Consider the following 19,025-nt stretch of genomic DNA (forward strand, 5'->3'; position numbering starts at 1 on the left):
CCGATGAGCCAGGCGGCACAGAACCTGAACTGGTTGATCACCAACTTCGTGGACAACACCCCGGGGGTGTCCCACACGGTGGTGGTCTCCGCCGACGGACTCCTTCTGGCGATGTCCGAAGGCTTCCCCCGCGACCGCGCCGACCAGCTCGCGGCCGTCGCCTCCGGGCTGACGTCACTGACGGCAGGCGCCTCCCGGATCTTCGAGGGGGGCACGGTGAACCAGACAGTTGTGGAGATGGAGAGGGGATTCCTCTTCATCATGTCCATCTCCGACGGCTCGTCGCTCGCAGTCCTGGCACACCCGGAGGCGGACATCGGCCTCATCGGGTACGAGATGGCACTTTTGGTGGACCGCGCAGGCACGGTTCTCACCCCGGATCTGCGTGCGGAGCTCCAGGGCAGCCTTCTCAACTAACAGACAGACGGTGCGTTTTCGCCTTCCGGAGCCGTAAGGTTTCGGGACGCGGCTCCCAGGGACGGGTGCCCGGCACGGTCGGAGGAGGAGAAAGTGGCAACACCCCCAAGCGGTTCGTCGGCAGGCAACTGGTCGTACGGCCCTGCCCAGGGCCAGGGTGACGGTTCGACGAACCGGTACAACTTCCCCTCCACCCCGAGTCACCGGCAGCCGTACGCACCGCAGGGCCCCGGCCCTTCACCGTACGACCAGCCGCCGGCCCCGCGCATCCAGCCGGTCCAGCCGCAGCGCCGTCCCGAGCCGGCGCCCGCCATGGCGGCGAACAACCCCTTGGTGCGTCCGTACGCCATGACCGGCGGCCGGACCCGCCCGCGGTACCAGCTCGCCATCGAGGCGCTGGTGCACACCACCGCGCAGCCGCACCAGATGCAGGGCCAGTTGCCCGAGCATCAGCGGATCTGCCACCTGTGCCGAGAGATCAAGTCGGTCGCCGAGATCTCGGCGCTGCTGACCATTCCCCTCGGCGTGGCCAGGATCCTCGTCGCCGACTTGGCGGAGGCGGGCCTGGTCGCCATCCATCAGCCCGGCGGCGACGAGAACGCCGGCGGCCAGCCAGACGTGACATTGCTCGAAAGGGTGCTCAGTGGACTTCGCAAGCTCTAGCGGCGGTCCTTCCCGCTCCACCACCTCAGCGAAGATTGTGGTGGCGGGCGGCTTCGGCGTGGGTAAGACCACGTTCGTCGGCGCTGTCTCGGAGATCAACCCGCTGCGCACAGAGGCCGTCATGACGTCCGCTTCGGCCGGCATCGACGACCTCACCCACACCGGGGACAAGACGACCACGACGGTCGCCATGGACTTCGGCCGCATCACGCTCGACCAGGACCTGATCCTCTACCTGTTCGGCACGCCCGGCCAGGACCGGTTCTGGTTCATGTGGGACGACCTGGTCCGCGGCGCCATCGGCGCGGTCGTCCTGGTGGACACCCGACGCCTCGCCGACTGCTTCCCCGCCGTCGACTACTTCGAGAACTCGGGTCTCCCCTTCGTCATCGCCCTCAACGGCTTCGACGGCAATCAGCCGTACACCCCCGACGAGGTCCGCGAGGCCCTCCAGATCGGCCCGGACACCCCGATCATCACGACCGACGCCCGCCACCGGGCCGACGCCAAGAGCGCGCTCATCACGCTCGTGGAGCACGCACTCATGGCCCGCCTGCGCTAGCGACCCGCGGCCCCGGCCACCGGGCCGCCCTGCCGGCCGTACGCCGGCCACGGATGGTCCGTGGCCGGCCGCGCGGCTCCCCGCGTCCTGAAGGGACGCGTCCGTCCCTGGTACATGCCGAAAGGGCCCCTCCGCAGTGGAGGGGCCCTTTCGTACGGGGGAAGGCGGCGCGGTCTAGCCGTGCCAGCTGTGCGGGGCCCGGAAGCCGGGCTCGCGCTCCAGGCGGCGCCAGCCCGCCTTGGCACGGCCGCGGTGCGCCGGGGTCGGCTCGGAGCTACGGGCGGCGGCGCGGGCCAGCAGGATCGCCGTTATGGCGGCGACCTCCTCGGGCTCGGCGTGGCCCTTCTCGACGCGGATATCGGGATCATTCATGGCTGTCAGTCTCCGTGAGAGAGGTTCCCGCGGGCCGGCACGTGGGTCACCGCGGATCCACCGGGTTACTGCGGGGGGTTGCCGTGCTTGCGCGAGGGCAGGTCGGCGTGCTTGGTGTGCAGCATGGCCAGCGACCTGGCCAGCACCTCGCGGGTCTCGGCCGGGTCGATGACGTCGTCGACCAGGCCGCGCTCGGCGGCGTAGTACGGGTGCATCAGCTCGGCCTTGTATTCCTTGACCATCTTCTGCCGCATCGCCTCGGGGTCGTCGGCCCCGGCGATCTGCCGGCGGAAGATGACGTTGGCCGCGCCGTCGGCACCCATCACGGCGATCTCGTTGGTGGGCCACGCGTACGTGAGGTCCGCACCGATGGACTGGCTGTCCATCACGATGTAGGCGCCGCCGTACGCCTTGCGGAGGATCAGCGAGATCCTCGGCACGGTCGCGTTGCAGTAGGCGTAGAGGAGTTTCGCGCCGTGCCGGATGATCCCGCCGTGCTCCTGGTCGACGCCGGGGAGGAATCCCGGGACGTCCAGGAAGGTGATGATCGGAACGTTAAAAGCGTCACACATCTGGACAAAGCGTGCAGCTTTTTCGCTCGCCTCGATGTCCAGTACGCCCGCCAGCACCTGCGGCTGGTTGGCGATGATGCCGACGACCTGGCCGTCGATGCGGGCCAGCGCGCAGATGATGTTGCGGGCCCAGCGCTCGTGGACCTCCAGGTAGTCGCCGTCGTCGACGATCTCCTCGATGACCTTGGCCATGTCGTAGGGCCGGTTGCCGTCCGCCGGGACCAGGTCGAGCAGGACGTCGCTGCGCCGGTCGACCGGGTCGGTCGACTCCACCCGCGGCGGGTTCTCCCGGTTGTTCTGCGGCAGCAGCGACAGGAGGTAGCGCACCTCCGCGATGCAGGTCTCCTCGTCGTCGTAGGCGAAGTGGCACACGCCGGAGGTCTCGGCGTGCACGTCCGCGCCGCCGAGGCCGTTCTGGGTGATCTCCTCGCCGGTGACCGCCTTGACCACGTCGGGCCCGGTGATGAACATCTGCGAGGTGTCACGGACCATGAAGACGAAGTCGGTGAGCGCCGGCGAGTAGGCCGCGCCGCCCGCGCACGGGCCGAGCATCACGCTGATCTGCGGGATGACCCCGGACGCCTTGGTGTTGCGCTGGAAGATTCCGCCGTAGCCGGCCAGCGCCGAGACGCCCTCCTGGATGCGGGCGCCGGCGCCGTCGTTGAGGGAGATCAGCGGGGCACCGGCCGCGATGGCCATGTCCATGATCTTGTGGATCTTCGTGGCGTGCGCCTCGCCGAGCGCCCCGCCGAAGATCCGGAAGTCGTGGGCGTAGACGAAGACCGTACGGCCGTCCACCGTGCCCCAGCCGGTGATCACACCGTCCGTGTAGGGCTTCTTGGCCTCCAGGCCGAAGCCGGACGCCCGGTGCCGGCGCAGCTGCTCGACCTCCTGGAAGGACCCCGCGTCCAGGAGCAGCTCGATCCGCTCCCGGGCGGTCAGCTTGCCCTTGGCGCGCTGCGCCTCGGTCGCCTTCTCGCTGGGACCCGCCAGCGCCTGCGCACGGATGACGTGCAACTCGGCGACCCGCCCGCGCGCGTCCGTCGGCTCGCCGTCCGCCTCGCCCACGGCCTCGCCGGCCGTGTCACCCGTCGTCTCTTCCAAAACGGTCATGTAGCGACCTTACGAAGGACACCGAGGAAAGCGAGCCGTCGACTCCGTACAGTCTCCGACCCGTTTTCCTGGTACCCCTGAACAGATCCGCACGGTGATGCAGCCGTTCCGACTGCTCAGAGGCCATCTCCGTTGTGGAGATGCCACAAAGCCGTCACCGGAGCGCCACCTCACATTCGTGCCCGGCACATGCCATCCCCGGAGTGACACGGAGCCTCAAACGGCCGCCTGCGGCGAGCACCTCCACGGTGTCGTCGGCCCGGACCACCGACCGCACCGGGTGGTCCCAGACGATCTCCAGCGGCTCACCCGTGCGCGGCGGCTCGCTCACGCAGAGCTTAGCGGTACGGCCGTCCATCCGGACCAGCACGCTCGCGCCCGCCGATGCGGTCAGCGGGCCCGCCGTGCCCGCCTGCCAGAAGGTGGCCGCGGTCAGCCCCAGGGCGGGCACCCGGACCGCCTGGCACCGGGCGTCGTTGGCGAGCACGGACAGCCGGCCCGGTTCGGCGGCACGGGCGACGACCTCGCGCCGGGTCGCACCGGGCAGCAGGACGTAGGCATAACCGGCGTCCACCGGGTCGGTGCCGTGGTCCAGCCAGAGGGTCTGCCAGCGCCGGGTGCGCCGCTCGGTGGTGCTCGTGCTGTTGATGTCCGACCAGGCGCCGGTGCGGTCCTCGCGCAGGGTGCGCAGCGTGCCGCCGTACGGCAGGATCCAGCCACCGTGGCCCTCCAGATGGGCCCAGTGGCGCCCGCGTACGAAGACCTGTGTGCCGTCCTCCCCCAGGTTCCGGTTGTCCACGACGGTCTCGACCGGGACGCCGTCGGCGCAGCTGATCCCCGCGCCCAGGCAGATCACCTCGTCGGCGAGGAAGAACCACGACTTGCGGGCCCGCAGGGTCGAACCGAGGCCCCTCAGGTGCTGTCCGACCGCCGCGTACTCGCCGTCCGTGACGCCCCCGACCCAGCGCACATCGGGTCGCGGTGCGCCCCACTCGCCGCCGGCCCGGTCGGCGAGGGGCCGGGTGGAGACCGTCGTGCCGGGCAGCCGGTACCAGTCCACCGTCGGCCAGAACCAGTCGGTGTACTGATCGCTCCGGCCGGCCCGCCCGTCCGTGCCGTCGGCCCACCAGTAGAGCATCCCGGCGCCCGTGTGCCAGCCCCGCGGGTTCTCGCCGTTGCCGCACTCGTAGTGCGTGATCCGGTCGCTGGCCAGGGAGAGCGAGGCCACGAAGCCGGGCCGGCGGTGCACGGCCCGGTCCATGGCCGCGAACAGACGGTGGCCGACGGGTTCGGGCGCGGCGGGCACCGGTGAGTCGGCGACGGCGTGCAGCCGCGCCAGTTCGGCGGTGCCGAACTGGGGTGCCGTCAGGACCGGGGTGACGGTGTCCCGTTCGATCCAGCCCTTGACCAGCCCGTACCAGCGTTCCCGCGCCGCGGTGTCCGCCCCCGCCGCGAGCAGCGCCACGGCCGCGACGATCCCCTGCCCGTGGAAGTGGTCGCTGCGCATGACGTGCAGGTCGTCGTCCTTGAGGTATCCCCGGCTGATGGCACGTCCGTTGACGCCGTCCATCATCAGCCCGTCGTGGATCAGCGGCGCGTAGGCGTGTTCGACGCTGTCGAGGACGTTCTGCCGGGCCGGGTCGGTGACCTCCCAGGCGGAACCGGCCAGCAGCGCGAACAGCCGGCCGAGACCGTCGAGGAGCACCTGGCCGTACGTACCGGAGTAGGCCACCCAGGTGTGCTGGACGAAGGAGCCGTCGGCGTACAGGCCGTCCCCCTGGGTGACGTACGGAAAGACGGGCGAGAGCGCGTCCCGGGCGAGCGCGAGGCGGTCGGCGGCCCGGCCGAGGACGCCGCGCAGGGCGACGGAGCGGCACAGGTCGACCCGGTTGGCCCCGGTGGAGGTGCCGGAGTAGTCGGCGAGCAGGGCGTCCGGGATGAAGTGGTCGACGGCCGCGCAGGCGGCGGCGATCCTGGCCTCTCCCAGGTGGTCGTGGAGGGCGGCCGTGATGTCCAGCAGGAGGCGGGGGCTGCCGATCTGCCACTCCCACCAGTTGCCGTAGCGGGTGGTGGCGGGGCTGTAGACGGTGCCGGAGAGATGGTCGAGGCCGCGCAGGACGTCCGTGAGAAGGCCCGTGTCGCCGGTGGATCCGGTGCCGTCCTGCACGTATGCCTGGGCCATCGTCCACAGGCGGCTGTAGCTCTGGGTGATGCCCGCGGGCGGGTCGAAGGGGTGGTCCGGCCACAGGGAGGTGGGCGTGGGTGCCAGGCCGGCGCGGAAGGCGCGGGCCCGTTCGCCGGTCGCGGCGAGCCGGGAGGCGTAGGGCTCGGCGGCCGGGTCGTAGCCGGTACCGAGGGCGATATCCAGCCAGCGCCGACGGAGGCCGTCATAGGCGTCGTCGGCGTCACGGGCGCCGTACGCACGGCCGTCCGGGTCGGCGGCGGGGCCGGGAGCAGGGACGCCGCCGGGACCGGCCGCCGCCGGCGAGCCGGTCGCCGTGGCCACCGCGGCGAGGGCTCCGGCCAGAAAAGTGCGACGCGTAGGGGTGATGTCCGCAGTCATGCCCCTGCGGTCTACCACCGCGTGATGCACTGGGGAACCATGTGACCCACCGTAAAAAGCGCGACACACCCGCAGGTGATGTTGAATGTTGAACCGTACGGGTCTAGAGTCACCGTAACGCACTCATTGAACTTTCAACATCAACAGTCCCACGTCTTCGAGGAGCATGAGATGAGCATCTTCGGTCGCCAGCACGCCGACGACACGCCCGCGAACGCGGGCGGCACCGCCGTGAACCCCGAACTGGCCGCGGTCACCGGTGACTACACGATCGACACGGCGCACACCTCGATCGGCTTCGCGGCCCGGCACGCGATGGTCACCAACGTCCGGGGCAGCTTCCAGGAGTTCTCCGGCACGCTGCACCTCGACGGGTCCGACCCCGCCAAGTCGACCGCCTCGATCGACGTCACGCTGGCGAGCGTCGAGACCGGCAACGCCGACCGCGACACCCACCTGAAGTCGGCCGACTTCTTCAAGACCGACGAGTTCCCGACGATGGCCTTCCGCTCCACCAAGGCCGAGGCCCTCGGCGGGGACGACTACCGCATCACCGGCGACCTGACCATCCTCGGCACCACGAAGCCGCTGGTCATCGACCTCGAATTCAACGGCACCATCCAGGATCCCTTCGGCAACGAGCGGGTCGGCTTCGAGGGCAAGGCGGAGATCCTGCGCTCCGAGTGGGGTCTGACCTGGAACGCGGCCCTGGAGACGGGCGGTGTCCTGGTCTCCGACAAGATCAAGCTGAACTTCGACATCTCGGCGGTCAAGAACGCCTGAACCGCCCGCGCCGAGCGACGGCCGCCTCGGTCCGGTGGCCGGCCACGGCGCCCCGCGGCCGGCCACCGCAAGCCCGCGACCGACACCGTGACCGGGCGCGCCACCCGCGCGCGCCCGGTCACGTCCGTCTGACCACACCTGTCCGGTCACGCCTGTCCGGTCACGTCCCTGCTCAGAACCCGCCTCCGAAATCCCCTCCCCCGCCGTAGTTCCCGCCGCCCCCGTCGAAGTCCCCGAATCCGCCCCCGAAGTCGCCGGGGTCGAAGTCGGCCCCCGACACGTCCCCGCCCTGGTAACCGGCCGCGCCGAAGTCGCCGTACCCGGTGCCGTAGTCGGCCGCGTACGTCGGGGCGGCCATCGCGCTGCCGAGGAGCGTGCCGACGAGCAGACCGGGCAGCAGGCCGCCGCCGAAGTAGCCGCCCGCCCAGGGGCCGTAGGCCGGACCCGCGTCCCAGTAGGGGCGGCGGCCCTGGTCGGTGTCGACCTCGCGCGTCTGCGGGTCGCGGCCGTCGGCCAGCCGGGTGGCGTCGGCCGCGCAGACCGGTACCTCGCGCGCGGTGCCGCCGGGCGGGATCCAGGTCGCGTCGGCGACCGAGGGGCCGTGGCGGGGATCGAAGAAGCAGGGCGGGCGGCGCGCGGGGAGCGGCCGGCCCGCGCGGCGGGCGGCGAGTTGCGCCAGGTCGAACCGGCCGTCCGCCAGCGCCTCGGTGACGGCGCGGACGTCCTCCGGTCTGCGGGCCGCGGCCATACGCTGTTTCGCCTGGTCGTAGGCGTCCAGCGCCCGCTCGTAGTCCGCGCGCATGGCGTCGTCGGCGCCGGCCTCGGCCGGATGGAAGTCCAGCCGGTCGAGTTCCTCGCCGAAAGCGGTGATGTCCTCGTCCACCACCACCCGCAGCCGTTCCAGGGCGGCCCGCTGCTCCTCCTCGCGGCGCCTGCGGCTGTGCCGCACCAGGGCGTACGCGCCCACGCCGCCGGCCACCAGGACGGCGGCCGTGGTGATCAGCGCGGTGGCGGAGGTCCCGCCGCGGTGGCCGGACGAGCCCCAGGTGGCGGGTGCCTTGCCGCCCGCATTGGCGAGGGCGCGGTCGGTGAAGTCGGTCAGCTGGGTCCTGGCGTCCTCGCCCTGGACGCTGCTCACCAGGTTCTGCACGGCCGTGCGCGACATGACCGAGGAGTCGGCGCGGGCGTCGAAGCGGTCGCCGAGGCGGACGGCGTACAGACCGGTGACGCCGGTCGCGGTGCGCAGGTTCGTGAAGAGGTTCTGGGTCGGGAAGCCGTCGGGCAGGACCGCGATGAAGACGGGTTTGCCGGCGCCCTCGATCCGGTCGCGCAGGGCCCGCGCATCCGCCGTGGACAGTTGTCCGGCGGCGGCCGGATCGACGTACACCGGGTTCTTGCGCAGTTCCGCGGCGATGGTCGAGACGCCGGTGGCGGCCGTGGCACCGGGGGCGAGCGCGGTCATGACGACGAGCGCCAGCACGGCCAGCAGCAGCGCCGGGAGGCTTCGGGTCCGTCGTACGGCCGTGTAGGTGGCCTTCGGTACAGCCTTCGGTACGGCCTTCATGATTCGAAGTTACCCGAAGCGTCACATATTCAGTCATTCGGAACAATTCACATCGCCGGACGTGCGGAGGTGCCGGACCCTCACGGACCCTCACGGGCCGACCCGGGCCGACCCGGGCCGTCGCGGGCCGTCGCGGGCCGTCGCGGGCCGTCGCGGGCCGTCGCGGGCCGTCGCGGGCCGTCGCGGGCCGTCGCGGGCCGTCGCGGGCCGGCTGGGCGGTCGCGGACTGTTGCGGGCCGGCTGGGCCGTCGCGGGCAGCGGTCCGTGCGCCGGTGCGCGCCGCCTGGTACACGCCGCCCGACGCACGCCGCCCAGTACGCGACAGGCGGTCCGCGTCGGCGAACGGTTCACGTCCGCGTCAGCGAAGGGCTCGCGGCCGTGGCGGCGAGCCCCGGCCGTGGTCCGCGGCCCCGCCTCGTCGCGCACGGTGCGGCAGGCTCCGGAGACCTGAGCGCCACCGATCCGCCCGGCCACCGTCGCACGGGCCCGCCGCGCGCTCGCCGCCCCAGGACCCGTCAAGTCTTCACGCCGGATCCGGTACGCCCCCAAGTCCCGCCCGTCTCAAGCCCGTTGCCCCTTCACATGGTGAACGCGCGCCCCCTTGACGCGCCCGCGAAGCCGTCATTTACTCACGGCTCGCACGCCTCCCATCCCCCACCTCCAGAAGGGTGGCGCTCCATGAAGAGATCGACGCGGGCCGTCCGGCTGCTCCTGGCCGGTCTGCTCGGCACGGCCGGCCTCAGCGTGGCGACCGCACCCGCCCATGCGGCGGGCGAGCAGGTCACGGCCTGGCTGACCACGACCGACGACGCCGGCGGACGCCATGTCGTGCGCGGGCTCCAGGCCCAGACCCCGTTCGCCTTCCAGCCCGGCTCCGGCGGCGGCGGCGAGAACATCACCGTCGACGAGAACACCCGCTACCAGACCTTCACCGGCGGCGGCGCGTCCTTCACGGACACCGCGGCCTGGCTGATGAACAGCAGCGGGGCGCTGTCGCAGACGACCCGGGACGCGACGATGCGGAAACTGTTCTCACCGACGGACGGCATCGGGCTGTCGTTCCTGCGCAACCCCATGGGCGCCTCGGACCTGGCCCGCTACGGGTACACCTACGACGACGTGCCGGCCGGGCAGACGGACCCGAACCTGACGCGGTTCTCGATCGCGCACGACCTCGCCGACGTGGTCCCGCTCACCAAGCAGGCGCTCCAGCTGAACCCGTCCCTGACCGTGATGGCCTCGCCGTGGACGGCGCCCGCCTGGATGAAGGACAGCGGGCAGCTCAACGGGGGCTGGCTGAAGGCGGAGTACTACGGGGCGTACGCCTCGTACTTCGTGAAGTACCTCCAGGCGTACCGGGACCAGGGCGTGGGCGTCGGGTACGTGTCGGCGCAGAACGAGCCGACCTGCTGCTCGGGCTATCCGTCGATGAGCTGGAACGCAAGCGGCCTCGCCTACTTCACCAAGAGCGAGCTGCTGCCCAAGCTCCAGGCCGCGGGCCTGTCCACGAAGGTGCTGGCGCACGACTGGAACTGGGACGTCTACGACTCCTACGCCGCCCAGACGGTGGACGACGCGGCGGTCCGCAGCCACCCCAACTTCGGCGGGATCGCCTGGCACGGCTACGGCGGTGACGTCGCCAAGCAGACCTCCGTGCACAACCAGTACCCCTCGCTGGACGCGTTCGGCACCGAGCACTCGGGCGGTACGTGGATCGCGAACCAGCAGCGCGAGGACATGCTCAACATCGTCGACTACACGCGCAACTGGGCTAAGTCGGTGACCAAGTGGTCGCTGGCGGTGGACCAGAACAGGGGACCGCACAACGGCGGGTGCGGCACCTGCACCGGTCTGATCACCGTCCACAACGGGGACGGCGCGAGCGGCACGGTCGACTACACGGTCGAGTACTACACGATGGGGCACCTGACGAAGTTCGTCCGCCCCGGCGCCCAGCGGATCGCCTCGACGGCGTCGACGGCCGTGCCCAACGTGGCCTGGCGCAACCCGGACGGCTCGAAGGCACTGATCGCCTACAACGACTCGGCGGCCGCCCGGACGATCACCGTCAACTGGGGCGGGCAGCACGCCACCTACTCGCTGCCGGGCAAGACGTCGGCGACCTTCACCTGGTCCGGTACGCAGTCCGGCAGCGGCGGCCGGTCGGGGGCCTTCGTGGGACTCGCGGGCAAGTGCCTGGACGTGGCGGGCGCGTCCGGCGCCAACGGCGCGGCCGTGCAGCTCTACGACTGCAACTCCAGCACCGCCCAGCAGTGGACGGTGCAGGGCGACGGCTCGGTCCGGGCGCTGGGCAAGTGCCTGGACGTGACGTCGGGCTCGACCGCGAACGGGGCGAAGGTGCAGTTGTACGACTGCACCGGGTCCGGTGCCCAGCAATGGTCGTACAACGCGTCCACCGGCGACGTGGTCAACACGGCGGCCGACAAGTGTCTCGACGTGACGGACAACTCGTCGGCCAACGGGGCACGCGCGCAGATCTGGTCGTGCACGGGCGCCGCCAACCAGAAGTGGCGTCTGGAGTAGGCCGGGTCCGGCCCCGCAGCCGGCCGGGCGACGGGCCGACGGCCTCGGCGAGTCCGCGCGGCTCGCCGAGGCTCTGCCCGGCCGAGGACCCGCGCCGTGCGGACCGCGTGCCCCGGCAGTGCCTCGTCCCGCGGCCCGCAGCACCTCGCCCCACGGCCGGCAGCGTCTCGTGCCACGGCCGGCTACGCCCGGCCGTGGCACGAGGTGCTGCCGGGCGGGTCGCTCACTTCGCCGGCTCGACGCCCGCGCGCAGCAGACCGAAGGTGTAGGCGTCCTCCAGGGCCTGCCAGGAGGCCGCGATGACGTTCTCGGCGACGCCCACCGTGGACCACTCGCCGGCACCGTCGGAGGTGGCGATCAGCACCCGGGTCGTGGACTGGGTGCCGTGCTTGCCCTCCAGGATGCGCACCTTGTAGTCGACGAGGTCGAGCTTGGCGAGCTGCGGGTAGATCTTCTCCAGCGCCACCCGCAGGGCCCGGTCGAGGGCGTTGACCGGGCCGTTGCCCTCCGCCGTGGCGACGATGCGCTCGCCCTTGGCCCAGAGTTTGACCGTGGCCTCGTTGGCGTGGGTGCCGTCGGGGCGGTCCTCGACGATGGCCCGCCAGGACTCGACCTTGAAGTACGTCAGCGGCCGGCCCTCGGCCTCCGCGCGCAGCAGCAGCTCGAACGAGGCGTCCGCGGCCTCGTACGTGTAGCCCTTCAGCTCGCGTTCCTTGACGCGCTCGACGACCCGGCCGACCAGTTCGCGGTCGTCGCCGAGGTCGATGCCGAGTTCCCGGCCCTTCAGCTCGATGGAGGCGCGGCCGGCCATGTCGGAGACCAGCATGCGCATGGTGTTGCCGACCCGCACGGGGTCGATGTGCTGGTACAGGTCCGGGTCGACCTTGATCGCGGAGGCGTGCAGGCCCGCCTTGTGGGCGAAGGCGGAAACCCCGACGTAGGGCTGGTGGGTGGAGGGGGTGAGGTTGACCACCTCGGCGATGGCGTGCGAGATGCGGGTCATCTCGCGCAGCCGGCCCTCGGGCAGGACCTTCTTGCCGTACTTGAGTTCCAGAGCCGCGACCACCGGGAAGAGGTTGGCGTTGCCGACGCGTTCGCCGTAGCCGTTCGCCGTGCACTGCACGTGGGTGGCACCGGCGTCGACGGCCGCGAGGGTGTTGGCCACCGCGCAGCCCGTGTCGTCCTGGGCGTGGATGCCGAGCCGCGCCCCGGTGTCCGCGAGGACGGTGGCGACCACGGCCTGGACCTGTGCCGGGAGCATGCCGCCGTTGGTGTCGCACAGCACCACCACGTCCGCGCCGGCCTCGGCGGCGGCCCGGACGACCGCCTTCGCGTACTCCGGGTTCGCCCGGTAGCCGTCGAAGAAGTGCTCGCAGTCGACGAACACCCGGCGGCCCTGAGCGCGCAGGTGGGAGACGGTGTCGCGGACCATCTCCAGGTTCTCGTCGAGCGTGGTGCGCAGCGCCAGTTCCACGTGCCGGTCGTGCGACTTGGCGACCAGGGTGATCACCGGGGCGCCGGATTCCAGGAGGGCCTTGACCTGCGGGTCGTCGGCGGCCTTGGCACCGGCGCGGCGGGTCGAGCCGAACGCGACGAGCTGGGCGTGCCGGAAGTCGATCTCCTGCCGGGCGCGGGCGAAGAACTCGGTGTCCCGGGGGTTCGCGCCCGGCCAGCCGCCCTCGATGAAGCCCACGCCGAAGTCGTCCAGGTGCCGTGCGATGGCGAGCTTGTCGGCGACGGTGAGGTTGATGCCCTCGCGCTGGGCGCCGTCGCGCAGCGTGGTGTCGAAGACGTGGAACGAGTCGTCGAGTTCGCTGGTTTCCGTCTCGGTCATGGTCTCAAGGCTCCTGTATCGGATCTCGGTCTTACCGGAATGACCGGTTCACCGTTCCCCCAATGATCCCTCGCGCTGCGCCTCCGGCTGAAGGTGGGCCCGGAAAACGAAAAAACCCCTCGCGGGTGCGAGAGGTCTGCGCGCGGGTCGGGGACGACGGTGGCCGCCCGTACCTGGTCGTACGTGGCGGTCACTGCGGACCGGCGCGCCTGCTGCCAATAATCATGGCGAACGAGAGCACGGGGGCAGTCTGGCACATCCTGCCCCCGGCTCACCGCCCGTCTCAGGATGCGGTCGTCATCGAGGACGCGTCGCGTGCGCCCATCCGGGCCAGATCCAGGTCCTTCGTCTCCCGCATGGTGACGTACACCACCAGGGAGACCGCCGCGCAGCCGGCCACGTACCAGTAGAAGCCGGACTCCAGGCCCGCGTTCTTGAACCACAGCGCGACGTATTCCGCCGTGCCGCCGAACAAGGCGTTGGCGACCGCGTAGGGCAGCGCCACGCCCAGCGCGCGCACCCCCGTCGGGAACAGTTCCGCCTTCACGCACGCGTTGATCGACGTGTAGCCGGTGACCACCACGAGCGCCAGCAGGGACAGGCCGAGGGCCTGCCAGTAGCCGCCGGCGTGTTTCAGCAGCGTCATGATCGGCACGGTGAGGAAGGTGCAGCCGACCGCGAAGGTGATCAGCAGCGGGCGGCGGCCGATCCGGTCGGAGAGACGGCCCGCGAGGGGCTGGAGGCAGGCGAAGACGATCAGCGCGGTGAAGGAGACCAGGGTGGCGGTCTCCTTGGTCAGCCCCGCGGAGTTCGACAGGTACTTGGTGAGGTAGGTGGTGTACGTGTAGTAGGCGACCGTGCCGCCCATGGTCAGCGCGACGACCAGGAACGCCTCCCGCCTGTGCCGCCACAGCGCGCGCAGTGTGCCGCGCTCCTCGTCGTCCGAGGCGTCCTCCGCGTACACCTCGGTCTCCAGCATGGAACGCCGCAGGTAGAAGACGACCGCGGCGCCGAGCGCGCCCACCACGAACGGGATGCGCCAGCCGTAGCTGTGCAGCGCGTCATCGGACATGGTGCGCTGGAGCACGATCAGCAGGCCGAGCCCGACGATCTGACCGGCGGTCATGGACACGTACTGGAAGCTGGAGGCGAAGCCGCGCCGGCGCGGGTCCGTGGCCTCCGTGAGATAGGTGGCGCTGGCCGCGTACTCGCCGCCCACCGACAGACCTTGCAGCAGGCGGGCGACGAGCAGCACGAGCGCGCCGCCGTAGCCGGCCACGGAGTAGGTCGGCGCGACGGCGATGAGCACCGCGGACACCGACATCAGCGTGACGGTCAGGGTCAGCGCGGCCTTGCGGCCCCTGCGGTCGCCCACCCGGCCCAGCAGCCAGCCGCCGACGGGGCGCATGAAGAACCCGACGGCGAAGATGCCCGCGGTGTTCATCAGCTGGGCGGTGGGGTTGCCGCTCGGGAAGAACGCCCCGGCGAAGTAGGTGGCGAAGCTCGCGTACACGAACCAGTCGAACCACTCGACCATGTTGCCGGCCGAGCCGATCCAGATCCTCTTCCAATGCTCTCGTCCCATGCCCGTAACGTGCCGGGCGTTCGCAGACGCGACAAGGGCGACTCGGATTGTGTTCATTGCGTTCACACACGCGGGCGCGCACACCGTCCCCCAAGGGGCGCGAGGAACTGCGCGACGAGCCACGCCACCCCCCGCAGACGAACAACAACCCATCACACCCACCCACCCATAGGGGCGCGGGGAACTGCGCAACCAGCCACCACACCCCCCGCAGACGAACAACAACCCATCACACCCACCCATAGGGGCGCGGGGAACTGCGCAACCAGCCACCACACCCCCGCGGACGAACGACAACCCGTCATACCCCGCCAAGGCCAGCGCAGCGCCCCGTCAGCCGAGCGGATGCATCCACCCGTGCCGGTCCTCGGTGATGCCGCGCTGGACGTCGAGGAGGGCCTGCCGGAGTTCCAGCGTGACCTTGCCCGGCTCGCCCTCCGACTGCTTCCATTCGCCGCTCGCGCGCTTGACCGTACCGACCGGGGTGATGACGGCGGCGGTGCCGCAGGCGAACACCTCGGTGAGGGTGCCGTCCTGCGAGTCGCGCTGCCACTGCTCGACGGAGACGGGGGACTCCTCCGCCTCGTAGCCGAGGTCGCGGGCCAGGGTCAGCAGGCTGTCCCGGGTGACGCCCTCCAGGATCGAGCCGCTGAGCGGCGGCGTGACGATCTTGTTGCCGTACACGAAGTACAGGTTCATGCCGCCGAGTTCCTCGACCCACTGGTGCTCGACCGCGTCGAGGTAGCAGACCTGGTCGCAGCCCTCCGCCGCCGCCTCGGCCTGGGCGAGCAGGGAGGCCGCGTAGTTGCCGCCCGTCTTGGCGTCGCCCATGCCGCCCGGGACGGCGCGGACCCGGTCCTCCGACACCCAGATGGAGACCGGCTTGACGCCCCCGGCGAAGTAGGCGCCGGCCGGCGAGGCGATGGCGAGGAACAGATACTCGTCGGCCGGTTTCACGCCCAGGCCGACCTCGGTCGCGATCATGAAGGGGCGTAGGTAGAGGGAGTCCTCGCCGCCGTGCGCGGGCACCCAGTCCTTGTCCTGCCGGACCAGGACGTCACACGCCTCGATGAAGGTCTCGACCGGGAGTTCGGGCATCGCGAGGCGGTGGGCGGAGCGCTGGAAGCGCCTGGCGTTCTGGTCCGGGCGGAAGGTGGCCACGGAACCGTCGGGACGGCGGTACGCCTTGAGCCCTTCGAAGATCTCCTGCGCGTAGTGCAGCACGTTGGTGGCCGGGTCGAGCGGGATCGGCGCGTACGGAACGAGCTGGCCGTCGTGCCAGCCCCGGCCCTCGGTCCACCTGATCGTCACCATGTGGTCGGTGAAGTGGCGGCCGAATCCGGGGTTGGCCAGGATCGCCGCCCGTTCCGCCGCGGGCAGCGGGTGGGCGGAGGGCTTGAGCTCGATCTTGGGCGTCGTCATGAGTGGTAGTCCTTCACCGGTTGTAGTGACGGGCCGCGCTCACGTCCGCATGGCCGGCGGCCAGTGCTAGGACGTCCGAGCATTCCCTCATGCCGCGGCTCCGCGTTCGATTATCTCGCGGGGGCCCGGACGGAAGGAATCGGGGTGAAAGCGGCCCAGGGGTCGATGGTGGCACCCGGCGGGGACATGGGGAAGCCGCCGGGCGTCCGTGCCACCCGGCGGCTTGGTGCAGCGCGGCGGGGGTCAGCCGGCTACGCGTACGCGGAGCGCGTCGCCGATCTCCGAGGTGCTGCGCGCGGGACCCGTACCGCGCTCCGCGAGGTCGGCGGAGACGGCGCTCTCGACGCGGGCCGCCTCGGTGTCGTAGCCGAGGTGGCGCAGCAGCAGCGCGACGGACAGGACGGTGGCGGTGGGGTCGGCCTTGCCCTGGCCGGCGATGTCCGGGGCCGAGCCGTGGACCGGCTCGAACATGGACGGGAACGCGCCGCCCGGGTTGATGTTGCCGGAGGCGGCCACGCCGATGCCGCCGGAGACGGCCGCGGCGAGGTCGGTGATGATGTCGCCGAAGAGGTTGTCGGTGACGATGACGTCGAACCGCTCGGGCTGGGTGACCAGGAAGATGGTCGCCGCGTCCACGTGGAGGTAGTCGGTGGTGACCTCGGGGTACTCCTCGGCCACCTGGTTGAAGATGTTCGTCCACAGGTGGCCCGCGAAGGTCAGCACGTTGTTCTTGTGGACCAGCGTGAGCTTCTTGCGCGGGCGGGCCTGGGCGCGGGCGAAGGCGTCGCGGACCACCCGCTCGACCCCGTAGGCGGTGTTGACGGAGACCTCGGTGGCGACCTCGTGCGGGGTGCCCTTGCGGATGGTGCCGCCGTTGCCCGTGTAGGGACCCTCGGTGCCCTCGCGGACGACGACGAAGTCGATCTCGGGCTGGCCGGCCAGCGGGGTGGCGACGCCGGGGAGCAGCTTCGACGGACGCAGGTTGACGTGGTGGTCGAAGGCGAAGCGGAGCTTGAGCAGGAAGCCGCGCTCCAGGACGCCGGAGGGGACCGACGGGTCGCCGATCGCACCGAGCAGGATGGCGTCGTGCTCCTTGAGCGCGTCGAGGTCGGCGTCGGTGAGGGTCTCACCGGTGGCGTGGTAGCGCCTGGCGCCGAAGTCGAACTCCGTGGTCTGCAGCTTCACGTCCTGCGGGAGAACGGCGGACAGGACCTTCAGTCCTTCGGCCACGACCTCCTGGCCGATGCCGTCACCGGGGATCACTGCGAGATTGATGCTGCGAGACATGCGGGCACCCTACCCCTCGTCCCATGGAATGACATACCGCGTCCGTCATTCGGACAGGCCCAGGGCCACCCCGACGGGTGACGGGGAGAGCGCGCCGCCCGGTGTTCACCCGCGTGCGGAGCGGATACCGGCCCCCGCTGGGCATGTCTCCGTCATGGAGACCCCCGACTTCGGCATCCCGCCACGACTGGCGAGCCGGATGAGCATGGCCGAACAGCACGAGTACCTGCGGACCCGGCTGTCCCGGCGCCGCACCCTGGTGACGGCGGGCGCGGTGGCGGGCGGGCTGCTGACGGGCTGTTCGGGACCGTCCCGTCCGGCGGGCGCGCCGGTGTCCGCGACCGCCGCCGCGACCGCCCGGGTCGCGGGCGCCGCCGTCGCCCCGTTCGGCCGCCACCTCGCGTTCGGCGCCGACCCCAGGACCCGGATGCGGATCTCCTGGCAGGTGCCGTTCGCGGTCCGCCGGCCCTTCGTACGGGTCGGGCTGCGCCCCGACGACCTGGGCCGCCGGATCGAGGCGGACCTGCGCGATCTGCGCACCCCCGCACTGACCGGGGTGCGCCCGGCGGTCGAGCAGTACTACCTGCACGCGGCCCTGGACGGTCTGCGCCCCGGCACGACGTACTACTACGGTGTCGGCCACGACGGCTGGGACCCCGTCTCCGCCGCCCACCGGTCGGCCACCGCCTCCTTCCGCACCGCGCCCGCCACCCCGGAGCGTTTCGTCTTCACGGCCTTCGGTGACCAGGGGGTGGGCCGGAGCGCGGACGCCAACGACGATGTCCTGCTGCGTCAGCGGCCCGCCTTCCATCTGCACGCGGGCGACATCTGTTACGCGGACGCGGCCGGCACCGGCAGCACGGCGGACGGCTACGACCCCCGCACCTGGGACCTGTACCTGAAGCAGACCGAGCCGGCCGCCCGGTCGGTGCCATGGATGGTGACCACCGGCAACCACGACATGGAGGCGTGGTACTCCCCGGACGGCTACGGCGGCCAACTCGCCCGGTTCTCCCTCCCGGACAGCGGCTTCGATCCGCGCGGGACGCCGGGCGCGTACTCCTTCACCTACGGCAACGTCGGCTTCGTGGCGCTGGACGCGAACGACGTGTCGTACGAGATCCCGGCCAACCTCGGCCACTCGGACGGCCGGCAGACGGCATGGCTGGACCGCACCCTCGGTGCGCTGCGCGCGGCGCAGGACGTCGACTTCGTGGTCGTCTTCTTCCACCACTGCGCCTACGCCACCGCCAAGCACGCCTCGGACGGAGGGGTGCGGGACGCGTGGCTGCCGCTGTTCGCCCGGCACCAGGTGGACCTGGTGATCAACGGGCACAACCACGTCTACGAGCGGACCGACGCGGTGCGCGGCGGCGAGGTCGGCCGGGCGGTGCCGGTCGGCGGGTCCACGGAACCGGCCCGGGACGGGACCGTGTACGTCACCGCGGGCGGGGGCGGCCGGAACCTCTTCTCGTTCCCGTCCGGGGTCGCGGACAGCTACGAGGGACACCTCACCCGGCACGACGCGGTGCGCAGCTTCCGCTGGACGGCGTCTGGCGCCACCGAGGCGGAGACGGTGGAGTGGTCACGGGTGCGCTACACCGGTTTCTCGCTGCTGAAGGTGGAGGCGCGGCCGGGTCCTGGTGCACGGCTGACGGTGTCGGCGCTGGCCCAGGACGGCAGCCGGATCGACCACTTCGAGGTGCGGCGCGGCGGGTAGGGCCGCGGCGCGTCCCCCGCGGAC

The 19,025-nt window shown here is 71.3% G+C and carries 14 protein-coding genes; 6 read left to right on the forward strand and 8 right to left on the reverse strand.

Going from position 1 to position 19,025, the window contains the following annotated elements; genetic code table 11:
- Positions 1 to 3: 3 nt before the first annotated feature.
- From ACFY2B_RS19085 to ACFY2B_RS19095, 3 genes are all read left to right on the forward strand, one after another.
- Entirely contained in the window at positions 4 to 417 is a 414-nt protein-coding gene (locus ACFY2B_RS19085; protein WP_376533226.1) for a roadblock/LC7 domain-containing protein, read from the forward strand.
- A 93-nt stretch (positions 418 to 510) separates the two neighbouring features.
- Positions 511 to 1,080, forward strand: coding sequence for a DUF742 domain-containing protein (locus tag ACFY2B_RS19090; protein WP_376533225.1), 570 nt, complete (start codon positions 511 to 513; stop codon positions 1,078 to 1,080).
- Positions 1,061 to 1,642: an ATP/GTP-binding protein gene (locus ACFY2B_RS19095; RefSeq protein ID WP_200262884.1), complete on the forward strand. Its 582-nt coding sequence runs from the start codon at positions 1,061 to 1,063 to the stop codon at positions 1,640 to 1,642. The genes ACFY2B_RS19090 and ACFY2B_RS19095 overlap by 20 nt, the downstream gene beginning before the upstream one ends.
- Before the next feature lie 174 nt (positions 1,643 to 1,816).
- Here ACFY2B_RS19095 and ACFY2B_RS19100 read toward each other — a convergent pair whose 3' ends face one another.
- The 3 genes from ACFY2B_RS19100 to ACFY2B_RS19110 form a co-directional block, all read right to left on the reverse strand.
- The gene (locus ACFY2B_RS19100) at positions 1,817 to 2,014 is read right to left on the reverse strand and encodes an acyl-CoA carboxylase subunit epsilon (RefSeq protein ID WP_376533224.1); all 198 of its coding nucleotides are present in this window, start codon (positions 2,012 to 2,014) and stop codon (positions 1,817 to 1,819) included.
- Between the two features lie 65 nt (positions 2,015 to 2,079).
- Positions 2,080 to 3,699, reverse strand: coding sequence for an acyl-CoA carboxylase subunit beta (locus ACFY2B_RS19105; RefSeq protein WP_390764260.1), 1,620 nt, complete (start codon positions 3,697 to 3,699; stop codon positions 2,080 to 2,082).
- A gap of 154 nt (positions 3,700 to 3,853) precedes the next feature.
- A complete protein-coding gene (locus tag ACFY2B_RS19110) occupies positions 3,854 to 6,262 on the reverse strand; it encodes a polysaccharide lyase 8 family protein (RefSeq protein WP_390764261.1) in 2,409 nt (802 codons plus the stop codon).
- Positions 6,263 to 6,433: 171 nt separating this feature from the next.
- Here ACFY2B_RS19110 and ACFY2B_RS19115 point away from each other — a divergent pair, with 171 nt between their 5' ends.
- Entirely contained in the window at positions 6,434 to 7,045 is a 612-nt protein-coding gene (locus ACFY2B_RS19115) for a YceI family protein (RefSeq protein ID WP_390764262.1), read from the forward strand.
- A gap of 172 nt (positions 7,046 to 7,217) precedes the next feature.
- Here ACFY2B_RS19115 and ACFY2B_RS19120 read toward each other — a convergent pair whose 3' ends face one another.
- On the reverse strand, positions 7,218 to 8,609 hold the full coding sequence (locus ACFY2B_RS19120; protein WP_390764263.1) for a hypothetical protein: 1,392 nt from the start codon (positions 8,607 to 8,609) through the stop codon (positions 7,218 to 7,220).
- Positions 8,610 to 9,287: 678 nt separating this feature from the next.
- On the opposite strand from ACFY2B_RS19120, the gene ACFY2B_RS19125 reads away from it, so the two are divergent.
- On the forward strand, positions 9,288 to 11,153 hold the full coding sequence (locus ACFY2B_RS19125) for a ricin-type beta-trefoil lectin domain protein (RefSeq protein WP_390764264.1): 1,866 nt from the start codon (positions 9,288 to 9,290) through the stop codon (positions 11,151 to 11,153).
- A 223-nt stretch (positions 11,154 to 11,376) separates the two neighbouring features.
- On the opposite strand, the gene cimA is transcribed toward ACFY2B_RS19125, so the two are convergent.
- From cimA to ACFY2B_RS19145, 4 genes are all read right to left on the reverse strand, one after another.
- Positions 11,377 to 12,987, reverse strand: a complete 1,611-nt coding sequence (cimA, locus tag ACFY2B_RS19130) for a citramalate synthase (protein WP_390764265.1) — start codon at positions 12,985 to 12,987, stop codon at positions 11,377 to 11,379.
- A gap of 283 nt (positions 12,988 to 13,270) precedes the next feature.
- Positions 13,271 to 14,572 (reverse strand): MFS transporter, encoded by a 1,302-nt coding sequence (locus tag ACFY2B_RS19135; RefSeq protein ID WP_390764266.1) that lies wholly within the window; start codon positions 14,570 to 14,572, stop codon positions 13,271 to 13,273.
- A gap of 333 nt (positions 14,573 to 14,905) precedes the next feature.
- Positions 14,906 to 15,994, reverse strand: a complete 1,089-nt coding sequence (locus ACFY2B_RS19140; protein WP_390764267.1) for a branched-chain amino acid aminotransferase — start codon at positions 15,992 to 15,994, stop codon at positions 14,906 to 14,908.
- Between the two features lie 243 nt (positions 15,995 to 16,237).
- Positions 16,238 to 17,281, reverse strand: a complete 1,044-nt coding sequence (locus tag ACFY2B_RS19145) for a 3-isopropylmalate dehydrogenase (protein ID WP_390764268.1) — start codon at positions 17,279 to 17,281, stop codon at positions 16,238 to 16,240.
- Between the two features lie 154 nt (positions 17,282 to 17,435).
- On the opposite strand from ACFY2B_RS19145, the gene ACFY2B_RS19150 reads away from it, so the two are divergent.
- A complete protein-coding gene (locus ACFY2B_RS19150) occupies positions 17,436 to 19,001 on the forward strand; it encodes a purple acid phosphatase family protein (protein WP_390764269.1) in 1,566 nt (521 codons plus the stop codon).
- Positions 19,002 to 19,025: the final 24 nt, after the last annotated feature.

The organism is Streptomyces sp. NPDC001270, from assembly GCF_042896695.1.
Taxonomy (GTDB): Bacteria; Actinomycetota; Actinomycetes; order Streptomycetales; family Streptomycetaceae; genus Streptomyces.